Source organism: Pelovirga terrestris (assembly GCF_014773365.1).
In the GTDB taxonomy this organism is placed as follows: Bacteria; Desulfobacterota; Desulfuromonadia; order Desulfuromonadales; family Geopsychrobacteraceae; genus Pelovirga; species Pelovirga terrestris.
Genome location: NZ_JACWUN010000024.1, coordinates 1 through 14,921, shown reverse-complemented (window position 1 = coordinate 14,921; position 14,921 = coordinate 1). Strand labels below are relative to the sequence as shown.

Genomic DNA, 14,921 nt, shown 5'->3' with positions numbered 1-14,921 from the left:
CAAGGTCCATAACGCCGCAAGTGCCAAACCATTTAAATGGACGAAAAGTGCTGCCGTAATCATCGATTCGGTTCAAAGAGCAAAAGCAGCAAATTAATATAAAGGACTAACCAAACAGGACACTAGGTGGGAATTTTTGATTATTCTTATATTTCGTTTTCTATGCGGATTTCACGATATTGCTTATTCTTGTACCGCTAACCACAAAAAAAGGATTATTGAGAACATTCCCCCACAATTGGTGCAATGTCTTTCCTATTCAAGTCGATCAGTATCTGTTCGGCACCGGGTCTGGGGTCCTGTGGCAAGGGTTTTTGTCGCCATGGACGGCGACAAAAAGCGGTCATGGATGACGAAAAGCGTCCCTTGACATAGGACCCCAGACCCGGTGCTGGGATAGAGCTGAATAGTTACGTCGATCAGAGTATTCCAAAAAATCAATCTTTTTTTATGTTCGCCCCATGAATGTAATACGAATGACTTTTATTTTGGCATCAATGGTCTATTTTTTATTTGAATTTAATGATTTTTCTGGTCTTTGTGGTCTCAGTTCCTAAGCTGAACGGTTATACAGCGTTCAACAAGTTTCTTGACCTATTGGATGTTGAGCTTGGTTGAAAGAAGTGCAAGGCAGTCATGGAATGCAGGCTTTGGCACATCAAGAACGCTGTACTTGTTTCCTGGCGGCAAGAGAAGAAACTGCCAGTCGGCTTGTGTTGATTCTGATTTGGCAGGCGCGGCGTCATGGCAGAAGGCAACCTGATGACATTATCAGTCTGCCTTTCAAACAGTAAGACCTGGCCAGTCTGGTGGTGGCTTCGCGTGCGACGGTTGCTGATCAGATCGGCAAATTCAAAAACAAGGGTTGTTGGAGACCGGCTATTACCGTTTTCGACTGGCCAATCCGAGAGACCTGATGCAGATACTGACCCCCGAGGTTGATTTTGAAGTTTCCGAGCAGTTGAATGTTGAGTCATTCAACCTTTCATGGGAATGTTAAAAACAGTGCCGACACTGAAAGTTCATAACATTGTCTTTCTCCATGATGACCTTTTCGAGCTGCAACTCGAAAAGGGGGGCCTTTCCTTTGAGCCGGGAGCCTGCATGGCCTTGTTCAACGGCGACGGAGATTCGCGGCCTTATAGTATTTCGGCCGGCACAAAAGAGGATCAGCTGCGGTTCCTGATCAGAAGGGTGCCGAATGGGCGGGTCAGTCATTGGCTGTCTTTGCGCAATCCGGGCGATCAGGTCCAGGCCAGCGACCCTTTCGGATGGTTTCGTCCCGGCCGTTCGACGCCAAACGGCGAGCGTTGCGTCTTTATTGCCACCGGTACCGGCATCGCACCCTTTTTGAGTTACCTTCGCAGCAATCCAGCGCAGCCGCCGGAGATGTGTCTCTACGGAGTACGCCATCAAGAAGATGCTTTCGCGCTGGAAGAACTTGAGTGTCTGAGCGGCTTTCGTCTGGCCGTTTCCAAAACTGCTGGTCACGATCATTTTCATGGTCGCGTCACCGGTCTTCTTGAACAGGTCCCTCTGGTCGGTAGCATCCACTATTACCTGTGCGGCCTCGATACCATGATCGATGAAACCAGCCAATGGCTTGAAGCCAGGGGCATCGACTATACCTACATCCACCGGGAGATTTTTTTCTATGAAGATGAACAGAACTGACGCCTGGCGCACCACCAGTCTGAACGAGCCGCGCGGTTATATCCAGCCCCAGATATTGGAAGAACTTTGGTTTCACACCGGAACCAACTGTAATTTGCGCTGTCCTTTTTGTTTTGAAGGTTCAAAGCCGGGGGACAATCGAATCGAATTTTTGACGTTGGCCGATGCCCGGCGCTTTATCGCCGAAGCGTTGGAACTCGGGGTCAAAAAGTTTTCCTTCACAGGCGGTGAACCCTTTGTCAATCCGGAGCTCGTGGCCATTCTGGATGCCGCTCTGGAACAACGGCCGTGCCTGATACTGACCAACGCTACGGAACCGTTGATGAATCAGATGGCCGATGTGCTTAAGCTTGCCGATAAACCGAATCCATTGAGATTTCGGGTCAGCCTCGATCATCCGGATCCGTCCCTGCATGACGAATCCCGCGGCAAGGGGAATTTCAAAAAAGCCCTCGACACCCTTGGACGGCTCCATCAAGCCGGTTTTGGCGTCTCCATCGCTCGGATGATGCTTCCTGACGAGGATAGCGTAGCCGTGGACCAAAGTTATGTGTCTTTTTTCCGCAATGCCGGCGTTCCCGACGATATCACCATCGTCAAATTTCCGGAATTTCACTTGCCCGGCTCTTTTCCGAATGTTCCGGAGGTCACCGAAACCTGCATGACCCGTTATTTGGGTGCCGAGCAGCGCGCGCTCTTCATGTGTAATTTCAGCAAGATGGTGGTCCGTAAAAACGGTCAATGCGGCGTTTATGCCTGCACCCTGGTCGATGACGTTACAGGCTACGATCTGGGTCCGACGCTAAAGTCAGCAATGAAAGAGCGTGTCATGCTTGGCCATCACCGCTGTTATTCCTGTTTTGCCTGTGGCGCCAGTTGCTCAGAAGGGGTTTGATGAATATATCGAAAGAATTGCTGGACCGCCCCTTTTCATCGACTCCTACACAATGAGAAGGTGAGAGTCAGACACCTGCCCTTGCAGAATATAACCAATCTTTCTCTGAACTTGTCAGATAGAGCGACCTTGGCAGGGTGCTGAGCTAAGCTAAGTTGTTGAGGTGATCTTCTAGGAGGAGCAACTATCACAACCGCGCTCGTTTGTGCCGGTGCTGATGAGTTGGTGAACGCTGTCCTGTGCGGAAATCATATGCTTCCGGAAAGTTGGTGAACAAGAATTCCCTGACCGCTTGTCGTCGCCGTCCCTGGCGACAAACACCCTTGCCACAGGACCCCCGACCATGCGCAAGGATAGTGCTGAATAGTTACGAATTGATTAATTTTGAAGTCATGTAACGGGAGCAAAAATGATGAACAAGTATGTGCTTTTTGTTTGGCTGTTGTTTTTTTCAACTGTCAGCACTTCAATCGCTGCGCCTTCTTTAGAAAAACGTGAAAGATCTAATCATTTCGATACCTTTACCGTTTATTGGGAAAATGATCTGTTTGCCGGGACAGACCGTGATTACACCAATGGGGTCAAATTTTCCTGGAGCACACCTTACGGAGAGGGGGAAGCAACCAGTCTTCCCAATTGGAGTTTGCCGTTTTTTGAGAATCTCCCTTTTGTCGGCGGAGCTGACAGCCTGCATGCGGTAAGTCTCTCCCTGGGGCAGGATATTTTTACCCCGGAAGATACGGACTCCGTTGCTGTTGTTGAGGATGACCGTCCGTATGCGGGATATACCTACCTGGCTGTCGGGTTTCATAGCCGTAAAGAGCGGCGTAAGGATAATTGGGAATTACGTATCGGCGTTGTCGGCCCCGCATCCTTGGCCCAAAAGACGCAAAATATTGTTCACGATCTGATCGGAGCGGAGCGGGGAAAAGGCTGGGACAACCAGCTGGAGAACGAACTGGCCATTGATCTGATTTGCGAAAGTCAGTGGCGCTGGTGGTCTAAACCGGTGGGGAAAAATTTCGGCTTTGACCTGATTCCCCATCTTGGGGGGCGCGTCGGCACGGTCAATGTGTATCTTAATGCGGGTGCCGAGGCACGGTTCGGCTGGAATCTGCCGAACGACTTCGGTAGCTGTCCGATCCGCGGAGGATGTGAAACCAATAGTGCCTTTGGTGACAGCGCAGGAAGAAGCTCAAGTGTTCATTTTTTTCTGTCGGCGGACGGTAAGGTCGTAGCGCATGATATTTTTCTTGACGGCAATCTTTATCACAACAGTCACAGCGTCGACAAAGAGCCGTTGGTTGGAGAACTCATGGGTGGCTTTGTCTGGCAGCATGGGGGGACCAAGTTGACCTACTCATATATCTACCGAACCCGTCAATTTGATACCCAGGACGATAACCAAACGTATGGTTCATTGAGTTTGGCCTGGTCTTTTTAATCATTGGCATGAATGATGTGGCTGTCGACGTGACAGTCTCCACTAGGGGGCCATGCCTGACGGTTGATTTTCATTAAGCGCATTCAACTTCCAGGGAGTTTTTACATGGATTATGTCCTGCCCGCTTTTGCCGGTTTTGTCGCTCTGGCTTCGGTCGTGCTCTCGCCTCGCGCCGAGAGTGAAGGTGCCTTCTACCAGGGCCTCGGTGCCAACGGCAGTCAACCGGGTCTGCTGAGTCTGACCTTTTCCCAGGTCACCACCTGGATTTTTGCCCGCTCGCTGATGAACGCCGCTATTCTCGGTTTCTATTACGGCATCTGGGGCACGCTGGCCTATGCGTTCTATTACTTCTCATTTCTGACCGGTGGCAAGATCGTTGACAGCTTGCGTTTCGAACACGGCTTTCATAGCGTGCAGGATTTTCTGCGATCCCGTTTTGGCCCCTGGGGAACAGGTTGTTACAACTTTGTCATCGGCGTGCGGCTGATCAGCGAGGTGTTTGCCAACCTGCTTGTCATCGGCATTTTGTTTGGTGTCGCCGGCAGCCAGGCATATACGCTGACCATCATCGGCTTCTCGGCTGTTACCTTATTATACTCGATGGTCGGGGGGCTGCGTGCCTCGTTACGTACCGACGTTTTTCAGTTGGTGATATTTTTTGGTACCCTGGTTCTGCTGATCGCTCTGGCAGTGGGTAGTCAGACGGTGCAGCTGCAGGATCTCTGGTTCAAGCCGTTTGTTTTTGATCAGCCGGGTCCGATCCTGATGTTGGTGGCGCTGCTGCAGATCTGGAGCTATCCGATGCACGATCCGGTGATGATGGATCGCGGCTTTCTCGCCGATCGGGAGACCACTCGTAGAAGTTTTCTGCATGCGGCCTGGATCAGCATGATCTGTATCATTGCCTTCGGCTGCCTCGGTGTGCTGGCCGGGGCCCACGCCACCCAAGGGGCGAGCATGAACGAGACCCTGATGCAGCTGCTCGGTGCGGTGCCGATGCTGCTGTTCAATGCGGCGCTGGTTATTTCGGCTATGTCGACACTGGACAGCACCCTGTCGAGCTCCGCCAAATTGCTGGCCGTCGACATGCGAATAATGAAAATGACGTTGCGCAACGGTCGGGCGGTCATGGCGGTCTTCATGCTGGTCGGTTTATTGCTGGTTTTCTGGGGGAACAATGATTTGTTCAGTGCGGTCGCCGTGAGTGGAACGGCCTCACTTTATCTGGCACCGGTCATTTTCTTCTCGCTCTGGGGCAAGCGCCGGGATATTCCGCTCTGGAGCTACTTGTTCAGCTTTGTTCTGGCACTGGCCGCGGCGGTGCTTTACTTCACCGAATCGAGCGGCTACAGCCAGCTGTTGGGTGAGTCCCATAAATACACCAAGCTGTTGTGGTTGACCCTATCCGTAATGGGGTTGGGCTGTCTTGGTTTTTGGTTCGGGGGTTGGCTCAAGCGCGAGGAGAAATCCCCATGATTAACGCACAACCGCAAATTGATCTCGGGTCGCTCGACGGGCCGGTGTTGCTGTTCGGCGGTCCATACAGCAATCTGGCAGCGACCCGTGCCATGCGTGCGCGCGCCGATGCGCTTGACATCCCTGCAGATCGAACTCTTTGTACCGGTGATGTCGTGGCTTATTGCGCGCAGCCGGAGGAGACGGTGGCCTTGATTCGCGACTGGGACATCGCGGTTGTTCAGGGAAACTGCGAAGAGTCCCTTGGTTTGGCAGCACAAGACTGTGGCTGTGGGTTCGATGAAGGAACCACTTGCTCCCTGTTGTCAGACGACTGGTATCGTTTTGCCAACCAACGAATTTCTGCGGATGACCGCGCATGGATGAGAGGTTTGCCGAGATCCATACGGTTCAGTATAAACGGCAAGAGTATCCTGGCAGTGCATGGCGGCGTTCGCCAGATCAACCGTTTCATTTTCCCTTCGACAGCAGAGTCCATCAAACAGACAGAACTTGATCTGGCCGGTACGGACATTTTGATCGGCGGTCACAGCGGCATCCCCTCAGGGACCCGAATCGGGACGCGAGTCTGGCTCAACACCGGTGCGATCGGCATGCCGGCCAATGACGGCACACCCGATGGTTGGTATCTGTTGTTGACCCCCGAGGGGGATCATTTGTGCTGTCACTGGCAGCGGTTGCACTATCCGGTTGAAGAAACAGTTTTGGCAATGCACACTGCCGGGCTTGTCAATGGCTACACGCACGCGCTACGCAGCGGTCTTTGGCCAAGTCTGGATGTTCTATCAGAGGCTGACCGTGAATTATCAGGTCAACCCCTCGTGCTGAATGAGCTGACCTGCTAGCGTTAAATAGAGCCTGTCCCAATTAGGCGAGTTTTACAAGGAACAGGTGCGCCGCGATTTTGGTAGACTGGCGAAATGATCAGCAGCCTTCAATCTGCAGACAGCCAGGGCGTTTGCGCTACATGGGACAGGCCCTAATGGTAAATGACGATCGCAGTTGCTGCGGTGCAAAATTGTCCCCAATGACTTATCACTTATCGTTCTTGTTTTTTTAAAGCCTCAAGGTCCGGAATCAACAAAGAGCGGTAAGCCGTTTCCAGTAGCCCGGCACGTTTGAAGCGGGCGATTTCTTCCGCGACTGCTTCGCGGGTAGCTCCTACCAGGTAGGCAATGTCCTTCTGGGTAATCGTCAACCTGATGCCGCCGGCTTCCTCAATACCATGACGCTCGGCCAGGCGTAACAGGGTGGTTTTCAACCGTTCGCCCACCGATTTAAAGGTCAGATCCTGAAGCCTTATTTCCATTTCGCGCATCCTGAAGCCGATCATTTTCATGACATTAAAGGTCAACTCCGGGTGCTCGGTTAAAAACTGTTGAAAGTCGGCCCGCGAAAAAATACAGACCAGGCTGTCTTCGGTTGCTTCGGCGAAGTGTGATCGGCGTTTTTCATCAGCAACGGCCAGCTCACCAAAGATTTCACCGGGACCAAGAACATCAAGGCTGATTTCATCTCCGTTCGCATTAACCATCCCCAGTCGGACCTTCCCCTTTTTGACCAGATAGATTTTATCGCTGACATCCTTCGGCAAGTAAAAAGGTTGTCCGCGCCGACATTCCTCCATTTTGCTGATGCCGGCCAGATAGGTCTTGTCCTCATCATTGAGGGTGGCGAAAACCCCGCCGGTATTTTTGATATACCAGATTTTATCCTGCATGGTTCTTCTCCTGATAATAACAAAGACACTGATAATAACAGGTTTTTGTTTAATTAAAAGAATGAACGTATCTGTTCAGCACCGGACCTTTGAATCCTCTGTCAAGGGACGCGATTGTTTCCCGTTGGGTCATCCATGACCGCTTTTTGTCGCTGTCCATGGCGACAAAAACCCTTGCCACAGGATCCAAAGACCCTGTGCAAGGATAGCGCTGAATAGTTACATATAAATATAAAAGTATCGGTAAAACTTATCAGAGTGTGAGCTGTGTTACATTCTGTCTTTACCGATCTCGTTAGCATTAAGTACAAGGGTTGTTTAAGGCGGCGATGGTTAACCCAAAGAGCTGTCGTTGAGGTTTTATTAATGACGCTTCAACAAAGGAGGTTTTATGAGTCGAATTCGTACCATTGATGTTCAGGAAGGATCTGCATACGTTACTTCTATTCTAAAGGAAATTCATCAAGCGTTTGGCTATGTTCCCCATCTGTTTTCAACTTATGCCCATCATCCGCCGCTGCTCGAAGCCAACTGGAACAAGGTGAAACGGGTGATGATGGAAGGTGACCTGTCGCGCAAGACCAAAGAGGCCATCGCCCTGCTGGTATCGCAGGACAATGGCTGTAACTACTGTGTTGCCGCCCATACCGGTGCTTTGCAGATGATCGGGCTCAGCGACGAAGAGATCGAAAAAATATCCTCGCAACTGGACGCTGCCGATTTTTCTGAACTGGAGCGATCCCTGATCCGCTTTGCCCGTAAAGCCAACAGCGACCCCCACCGGGTCAGCGATGAAGAATTTCAGGCGCTTAAAGCGACCGGCGCGACAGATGCACAGATTGTCGAGGCTTTGGGTGTCATGGAGGTGTTTACTGCTTTTAATAAATTCCTTGACGTCTTGCAGGTAGATTTGGGGTAGCTTGCAAGAAGATTTTAAGCAGGGGAAACACTCTCATTTGATAAAAGTACCAGATGATCGGCGAGCACCTTGCTGCCGGGAGGAAACTATGGGTTTTTTGGGAAAAAAAGGAATTATTGTTGCTGTCGTTGTGGTTCTGATCGGGCTCTTTTTTGTGTTTGATCTGCATCATTTTCTGACCTTGGCGGAGCTGAAAACACGGCAGGAGGCCTTTCACCAGTTTTATCTGGCGAATCGTCTGGTGACCCTGGGAACCTATTTTTTGCTTTATATTGTCGTCACCGCCTTGTCGCTGCCCGGCGCAACCGTCATGACCCTGGCCGGCGGTGCCCTGTTCGGTTTCTGGTCGGCGCTGATCGTTGTGTCTTTCGCCAGTACCATCGGCGCGACTCTGGCCTTTTTGGTCAGTCGTTTTCTGTTACGTGACTGGGTTCAGGGGAAGTTTGGCGAACGTCTGAAGTCCCTCAATGACGGCATTGCCAAAGAGGGGGGATTCTATCTGTTTACCTTGCGGTTGGTGCCCCTGTTTCCTTTCTTTGTCATCAATCTGGTCATGGGTTTGACCCCGATGCGCACCTGGACCTACTACTGGGTCAGCCAGATCGGCATGCTGGCTGGTACCGCTGTTTACGTCAACGCCGGCACCCAGCTTGGTCAGATCGAGAGTCTGGGCGGAATTCTCTCGCCCGGGCTACTCTTTTCATTTGTCCTGCTCGGAGTTTTCCCCCTGCTTGCCCGTAAAGGAGTTGATATTGTGCAAAAAAGCCGCACCTTGAAGCAGTTCGTCAAACCGAAGTCCTTCGACTACAACATTGTCGTCCTTGGGGCCGGATCCGCCGGTCTGGTCAGTTCTTATATCGCTGCGGCGGTGAAGTCGAAAGTCGCCCTGATTGAGCGCGACAAGATGGGAGGCGATTGCCTGAATACCGGCTGTGTACCGAGTAAAGCTCTGATCCGGTCGGCTAAAATTCTTAACTATGGCCGCCGAGCCAGTGAGTTTGGCTTGCGCCGCACGGATATCAATTTTGATTTTTCCGAGGTGATGGAGCGGGTGCAGCAGGTCGTAACCAAGGTTGAACCCCATGATTCGGTAGAACGCTACACTGATCTCGGGGTTGATTGTATTAAAGGCGAAGCGCGTATCACCTCGCCTTATACGGTGGAAGTGAACGGCCGCACCCTGACCACCCGTAACATTATCGTCGCGACCGGAGCTACCCCCTTTGTGCCACCGATCCCGGGGCTGGATCAGGTCGATTATCTGACCTCGGACAACCTCTGGCAGTTACGGGAATTACCAAAGCGTCTGGTGGTGCTCGGCGGTGGTCCCATCGGTTGTGAAATGACGCAAGCCTTCGCCCGATTTGGTGCGCAGGTGACCCAGGTTGAGATGGCTCCCCATATTATGGGGCGGGAGGATGCGGATGTCGCCGAATTTGTCCGTGAACGGTTTGTCACTGAGGGGGTGCAGGTTCTGACCAGTCACGCAGCTAAAGAGGTGGTTGTCAGGGGCGAAGACAAACTTCTGGTTTGTGAGCACCAGGGAGAACGGGTGGAGATCCCCTTTGACCAACTTCTTGTTGCCGTCGGTCGCCGGGCCCGGGTTGCCGGTTTTGGTCTGGAAGATCTGGGCGTCCGACTGAACGACCGGGGTACGGTTGACGTCGATCCCTTCATGCGAACCAACATCCCCAATATCTTCTGTGCCGGTGATGTTACCGGCCCTTATCAGTTTACCCATACCGCCGCGCACCATGCCTGGTATGCCGCTGTCAACGCGTTGTTTGGCGATGTTAAGAAGTTCCGCGTTGATTATCGCGTCATCCCCTGGTGTACTTTTACCGATCCCGAGGTTGCCCGCGTTGGTCTCAATGAAGCCGACGCCCGTGCCCAGGGAATCCCTTATGAAGTCACCCGTTTTGAACTGGAAGAGCTCGATCGCGCCATCGCCGAAGAGGAAACCCACGGCTGGGTCAAGGTGCTTACTGTGCCGGGCAAGGATAAAATTCTTGGAGTTACCATCGTCGGCACCCATGCCGGTGATCTGATTGCCGAATATATCCTGGCGATGAAGCATGGTCTGGGCTTGAACAAGATTCTTGGCACCATCCACCCCTATCCAACCCTGGCGGAAGCCAACAAGATGACGGCCGGTGAGTGGAAACGAGCCCATGCCCCGGAAAAACTGCTGGCCTGGGTGGAGAAATATCATACCTGGCGGCGGGGGTGCACCGGGGGTGGCTCAAAACCGGTTAACCCTTGTTAGTGCCTGAACAAAGTTGATGGCGTCGCAAAAACTCACCAGCTGCTGCGTTGCCGCCATCGGCTCACTGCTTCGACGTAGGTAAGTACTCCTCATTGTTCAATAATGGCGCTCCTTGCATATGGCGTTTTTAGCCTATCATCCAACCTGATGTTTTTTTGCGAAAGCATCAACGTTGATCTGTAGAAATAACCTTGTGGAGGAACGTATGCGTTTTTTGCACTGGTTGTATCCGGTGTTGGTTTTTTTGGTGGTGATGGTTTTTTCAGCAACGACCGCTGTTGCTGATGGCAATAGCGAATTGGAAGAGCTTTATGCCCCCTATGCCAAGATACTGCAGCGTTTTGTCGTGGAAAAAGATCTGCCGGGAGGTGGCCTGGTATCAGCCTTTAACTATGAAAAAGCCCTCGCTGACAGTGATACCTTGGCATTGTTGAATCAGCAAAAAGCTAACCTGGCCGAGTTTAATCCCGGTAGCCTGACGGAACAATATCAATCCATCGCCTTCTGGCTGAATGCCTATAATTTTTTCATGATCGAACATCTTCTGACCCATCCCCTGAAAGGACAGCTGGTCGCTTCCGTCTGGGATTATGGCGGGCGCTATAATCCCTTAAAAAAGCACGTTTTTGAGCTGGCGTTGTTCACAGTCGGCGGTAAAAAATACAGTCTGAGTGCCATCGAAAAAGATATTCTGCTCGGTAGCGAGTACCAACGCAAGGGGTGGAAGGACGCCCGCGTTCATTACGCGGTCAACTGTGCATCAGTCGGCTGTCCGCCCTTAAGAAAACAACTTTATACCTCAATTAATACCGATGATCTGATGACGGCCAACACGGTTCGTGCATTCAAGACCCAACGCCAGTTGCACATTGACGGGCGCACTCTGATGCTGTCCGAATTGTTCAAATGGTACGCAGATGATTTTATTGAAGCGGCCGGCAGTATTCGTCAATTTATCAAAGCCTATACCGATGAAGAACGTCATCCGCAGATCGATCAGGCCGATCGGATAGGTTACATCGATTATGACTGGTCCCTGAACAGACCGGAAAATTTCAGCGAATTCAGATAAGCCTAGGTCATAAGACCATGAACCGGTTGATGTGCGTTTAAGAGGGAGGGTTTTATCATGGGATCTCATCACAAGACGGCTCTTATTTTTGCCGGTGGTGGCAGTCTTGGCGCCATTCAGGTCGGCATGCTCAAGGCCCTGGCTTTCCATGGTGTGCAGCCCGATTTACTGGTTGGTTCATCCGTCGGCGCGATCAACGCCGCCTACTTTGCCGCCGACCCTTCGCCTCGGGGGGTTGCGGGACTCGAAGCCATCTGGCGGAGCCTGACCCGGGATGAGGTATTCCACTACTCCTGGTTTGGCTTATTAAGAAGCCTCTTAAGTAAACGAAGCCATCTTTTTGATGAAAAAGTCTTTGTCCAGTTTCTGTCCAGACGTTTGCCTTACCGTGATTTCCAGGAAGCGAACGTACCGATTCATATTATTGCCAGCGATTTTGTCAGCGGCGAAGAGGTAGTGCTTGAGCGCGGGGACATTCTTCCCGCCTTGCTGGCCAGCGCCGCTATTCCGGGAGTGTTCCCCCCGGTTAAGATTGATGGTCGCTACCTGATTGATGGCGGAGTGGCTAATCACACTCCGGTTTCAACCGCCATCAGGCTCGGTGCAACGCGTCTGATTGTCCTGCCGACCGGCTTTACTTGTGAGCCGGTTTTGCCTCCTACGGGCGCCCTGAGTATCGCCTTGCACGCGTTGAATCTGATTATTGCCAGGCAATTGCTACAGGATCTGGAAGGCCATCGGGATCAGGCCGAGATTGCGGTTGTGCCCCCCTTATGTCCCTTGCGTACCAATCCCCTCAATTTTCAAGCGGCCGGAGCTCTGATTGATGACGGGTTTGCCGCGACGACAAGCTGGCTGGAGCAGGATGGTCTGAATAGGTGTTCTTCTTTTGAGTGCCTCAAACAACATCTTCATTCACCTCAGGATACAGCCTCTGTCTGAATAAGTTGATGGGGCGATGAAGCAATAGCACCTGGAACCCGTTGCACAGGAGAAATCATGATGACAATTTATATCAGTGTGGCCGTCTTGCTGGGTCTGGCATATTTTCGCGTTCAGCTGTGGCTCTGGTCGCTGATTCTGGTGGTCGGCATTACTGTGCTTGCCTACGCCTGGGGCGCATCCGCCGGCATCAGCGTTGGGGTAGGGGCTGTTGCGGCGGTGGCTGCGGTGCTTCTTAATGTGCGTCCACTGCGGCGCGAGGTGCTGACCAGACCGCTGTTTTCTCTGTTTAAACGGTTGCTGCCACCTTTGTCCGAGACCGAGCGCGAGGCGCTGGAAGCCGGAACGGTGGGTTGGGACGGTGAACTGTTCAGTGGCGATCCGGATTGGCAGAAACTGCTCGACTTGCCCGAGCCTGCGTTGAGCGAAGCAGAACAGCAATTTCTTGATGGGACGGTAGACGTATTGTGCCGGATGCTGGATGACTGGCAGATTGTGGCAAAGAATAAGGATCTGCCACCGGATGTCTGGCAGTATTTGAAGGAGCAGCGCTTCTTCGGCATGATTATCCCGCCCGAATATGGTGGGCTCGGCTTTTCCGCTCTGGGCCATTCGGCGGTGATCATGAAGATCGCCAGCCGCAGTATTACCGCTGCGGTAACCGTGATGGTGCCCAATTCCCTTGGCCCGGCAGAACTGCTTCTGCACTATGGGACCAGCGCCCAGAAGGACCACTATTTGCCGCGTCTGGCCAAGGGTGACGAAATTCCCTGCTTTGCCCTGACCGGTCCGGAAGCCGGCAGTGACGCGGCGGCCATGCCCGACCGGGGGATTGTCAGCAAGGGGTTGTTTAACGGCGAAGAAATCGTCGGTATTCGCCTGAACTGGGAAAAACGCTACATTACTCTCGGGCCGGTGGCGACGCTGCTCGGTCTGGCATTTAAACTTGAGGATCCCGATCATTTGCTCGGAGCAAAAGAGGATCTAGGGATTACTCTGGCTCTGATTCCGACCAACACCCCGGGCATCACCATCGGCAACCGCCATGTGCCGCTGGACATGCCGTTCATGAACGGCCCCAATTGGGGGAAGGATGTCTTTATTCCCCTCGACTGGATTATCGGCGGCCCGGAGCGTGCCGGTCAGGGATGGCGTCTGTTGATGGAAAGTCTGGGGGTTGGCCGCTCCATCTCCCTGCCGGCGTTAAGTACCGGCGCCGGCAAGCTGGCCTGTCGAGCCACCGGCGCCTACGCTCGAATCCGCCGTCAGTTTCGCGTGCCGATCGGTCAGATGGAAGGGGTCGAGGAGGCGCTCGCCCGCATCGGCGGCTTGACCTATCAGATTGAAGCTGCCCGCAGTCTCACCTGTGCCGCTGTTGATCGTGGTGAGAAGCCGGCCGTGCTGTCGGCGGTGGTCAAGTACACCGCTACCGAACGGATGCGCCAGGTGTTAAACGATGCGATGGATATCCAGGGCGGCAGTGGCATCTGCCTCGGCCCACGCAATCTGTTAGGGCGACCATACCAGTCGATTCCCATCGGAATCACCGTTGAGGGCGCTAACATTCTCACTCGCACCCTGATCGTCTTTGGTCAGGGCGCTATCCGCAGTCATCCCTATGTGCTCAAGGAAATGCAGGCCGTTGCCGAACCTGATCAGGCCGCCGGGCTACGGGCTTTTGATGAACATTTCTTTGCCCATGTCGGCTTTACCATCAGCACGGGCGTGCGGGCGTTCATCTCCGGGCTGACCGGAGGGCAGTTGTTGCCGGTGCCGGATGGCCCCAATCGTCGGATTCTCCAGCGCACCAGTCGGTTGAGCAGTGCGTTTGTCCTGACCGCCGATACCGCCATGTTGATTCTCGGCGGCAATCTTAAGCGTAAGGAAAAACTTTCCGGACGGCTGGCGGACATTCTCTCGAACCTTTACCTGATCTCGGCGGTGGTCAAGCAGTTCGAGGATCGCGGACGGCCCAAGGAGGAACAACCCCTGATGGAGTGGGCCTGTGCCGAAAGTTTTCGCGTCATCGAGACATCATTTCAGGAGTTCCTGCGTAACTTTCCCAACCGTCCGGTTGCCTGGTTGTTGCGTCTGGCGACTTTCCCGCTAGGGTTTCGCTCGGCCGCCCCGAAGGATGATCTCGGCCACCAGGTTGCCGGCTTGCTGATGACTCCATCGCCGACGCGGAATCGACTGACCCAGGGAATTTTTGTTCCCACCGATGTCGATGAACCCCTTGGACGGATCGAAGATGCTTTGGTAAAAGTTATTGTCGCCGAGGTTGTGGAAAAGAAATTACGACTGGCACAGCGCCAGGGCGTTATCCGCGAGACCAGGGAAGCCGATTTGCCGGCGGCGGGTATCGCCGCCGGAGTCATTACAACCGAGGAGGCACAAGAAGTTGAGCAGGCCAATGCCGCCCGTGCTGAAGTGATACGCGTCGATGATTTCCCCTCCGCTACCTTGCGGCAGGGAGGTGACCAATGAGTCAACAAGGAGCCTATGCGACCGGT

11 protein-coding genes are annotated in these 14,921 nt (G+C 53.0%); 10 read left to right on the top strand and 1 reads right to left on the bottom strand.

What is annotated here, in order from left to right:
• Nucleotides 1-1,005: 1,005 nt before the first annotated feature.
• The 5 genes from ICT70_RS14395 to ICT70_RS14375 all read left to right on the top strand — a co-directional run bounded on the left by ICT70_RS14395 (nt 1,006) and on the right by ICT70_RS14375 (nt 6,334).
• Nucleotides 1,006-1,674 carry an FAD-binding oxidoreductase gene (locus ICT70_RS14395; RefSeq protein WP_191157859.1) on the top strand — a complete coding sequence of 223 codons (669 nt, stop codon included), beginning with the start codon at nt 1,006-1,008 and terminating at the stop codon, nt 1,672-1,674.
• Entirely contained in the window at nt 1,655-2,569 is a 915-nt protein-coding gene (locus ICT70_RS14390; protein ID WP_191157857.1) for a radical SAM protein, read from the top strand. The genes ICT70_RS14395 and ICT70_RS14390 overlap by 20 nt, the downstream gene beginning before the upstream one ends.
• Before the next feature lie 409 nt (nt 2,570-2,978).
• Nucleotides 2,979-4,013, top strand: a complete 1,035-nt coding sequence (locus ICT70_RS14385) for a lipid A deacylase LpxR family protein (protein WP_191157855.1) — start codon at nt 2,979-2,981, stop codon at nt 4,011-4,013.
• Between the two features lie 105 nt (nt 4,014-4,118).
• Nucleotides 4,119-5,489, top strand: a complete 1,371-nt coding sequence (locus tag ICT70_RS14380) for an SLC5/6 family protein (RefSeq protein WP_191157853.1) — start codon at nt 4,119-4,121, stop codon at nt 5,487-5,489.
• Nucleotides 5,486-6,334 (top strand): metallophosphoesterase family protein, encoded by an 849-nt coding sequence (locus ICT70_RS14375; RefSeq protein ID WP_191157851.1) that lies wholly within the window; start codon nt 5,486-5,488, stop codon nt 6,332-6,334. Before ICT70_RS14380 ends, ICT70_RS14375 begins: the two co-directional genes overlap by 4 nt.
• A 194-nt stretch (nt 6,335-6,528) precedes the next feature.
• On the opposite strand, the gene ICT70_RS14370 is transcribed toward ICT70_RS14375, so the two are convergent.
• Nucleotides 6,529-7,209 carry a Crp/Fnr family transcriptional regulator gene (locus tag ICT70_RS14370; protein ID WP_191157849.1) on the bottom strand — a complete coding sequence of 227 codons (681 nt, stop codon included), beginning with the start codon at nt 7,207-7,209 and terminating at the stop codon, nt 6,529-6,531.
• 391 nt (nt 7,210-7,600) lie between these two features.
• On the opposite strand from ICT70_RS14370, the gene ICT70_RS14365 reads away from it, so the two are divergent.
• The 5 genes from ICT70_RS14365 to ICT70_RS14345 all read left to right on the top strand — a co-directional run bounded on the left by ICT70_RS14365 (nt 7,601) and on the right by ICT70_RS14345 (nt 14,895).
• Nucleotides 7,601-8,128 carry a carboxymuconolactone decarboxylase family protein gene (locus ICT70_RS14365; protein WP_191157847.1) on the top strand — a complete coding sequence of 176 codons (528 nt, stop codon included), beginning with the start codon at nt 7,601-7,603 and terminating at the stop codon, nt 8,126-8,128.
• 88 nt (nt 8,129-8,216) lie between these two features.
• The gene (lpdA, locus tag ICT70_RS14360; RefSeq protein ID WP_191157845.1) at nt 8,217-10,394 is read left to right on the top strand and encodes a dihydrolipoyl dehydrogenase; all 2,178 of its coding nucleotides are present in this window, start codon (nt 8,217-8,219) and stop codon (nt 10,392-10,394) included.
• Between the two features lie 205 nt (nt 10,395-10,599).
• The gene (locus tag ICT70_RS14355; RefSeq protein WP_191157843.1) at nt 10,600-11,466 is read left to right on the top strand and encodes a DUF547 domain-containing protein; all 867 of its coding nucleotides are present in this window, start codon (nt 10,600-10,602) and stop codon (nt 11,464-11,466) included.
• A gap of 57 nt (nt 11,467-11,523) precedes the next feature.
• On the top strand, nt 11,524-12,408 hold the full coding sequence (locus ICT70_RS14350) for a patatin-like phospholipase family protein (RefSeq protein ID WP_191157841.1): 885 nt from the start codon (nt 11,524-11,526) through the stop codon (nt 12,406-12,408).
• Nucleotides 12,409-12,465: 57 nt separating this feature from the next.
• Nucleotides 12,466-14,895, top strand: a complete 2,430-nt coding sequence (locus ICT70_RS14345; RefSeq protein ID WP_191157839.1) for an acyl-CoA dehydrogenase — start codon at nt 12,466-12,468, stop codon at nt 14,893-14,895.
• Nucleotides 14,896-14,921: the final 26 nt, after the last annotated feature.

What these genes read in the sequence shown, in the direction of transcription:
- ICT70_RS14390 (WP_191157857.1), top strand. Translation starts at nt 1,655, where the DNA reads ATGAAGATGAACAGAACTGACGCCTGGCGCACCACCAGTCTGAACGAG.
- ICT70_RS14385 (WP_191157855.1), top strand. Translation starts at nt 2,979, where the DNA reads ATGATGAACAAGTATGTGCTTTTTGTTTGGCTGTTGTTTTTTTCAACT.
- ICT70_RS14380 (WP_191157853.1), top strand. Translation starts at nt 4,119, where the DNA reads ATGGATTATGTCCTGCCCGCTTTTGCCGGTTTTGTCGCTCTGGCTTCG.
- ICT70_RS14375 (WP_191157851.1), top strand. Translation starts at nt 5,486, where the DNA reads ATGATTAACGCACAACCGCAAATTGATCTCGGGTCGCTCGACGGGCCG.
- ICT70_RS14370 (WP_191157849.1), bottom strand. Translation starts at nt 7,209, where the DNA reads ATGCAGGATAAAATCTGGTATATCAAAAATACCGGCGGGGTTTTCGCC.
- ICT70_RS14365 (WP_191157847.1), top strand. Translation starts at nt 7,601, where the DNA reads ATGAGTCGAATTCGTACCATTGATGTTCAGGAAGGATCTGCATACGTT.
- lpdA (WP_191157845.1), top strand. Translation starts at nt 8,217, where the DNA reads ATGGGTTTTTTGGGAAAAAAAGGAATTATTGTTGCTGTCGTTGTGGTT.
- ICT70_RS14355 (WP_191157843.1), top strand. Translation starts at nt 10,600, where the DNA reads ATGCGTTTTTTGCACTGGTTGTATCCGGTGTTGGTTTTTTTGGTGGTG.
- ICT70_RS14350 (WP_191157841.1), top strand. Translation starts at nt 11,524, where the DNA reads ATGGGATCTCATCACAAGACGGCTCTTATTTTTGCCGGTGGTGGCAGT.
- ICT70_RS14345 (WP_191157839.1), top strand. Translation starts at nt 12,466, where the DNA reads ATGATGACAATTTATATCAGTGTGGCCGTCTTGCTGGGTCTGGCATAT.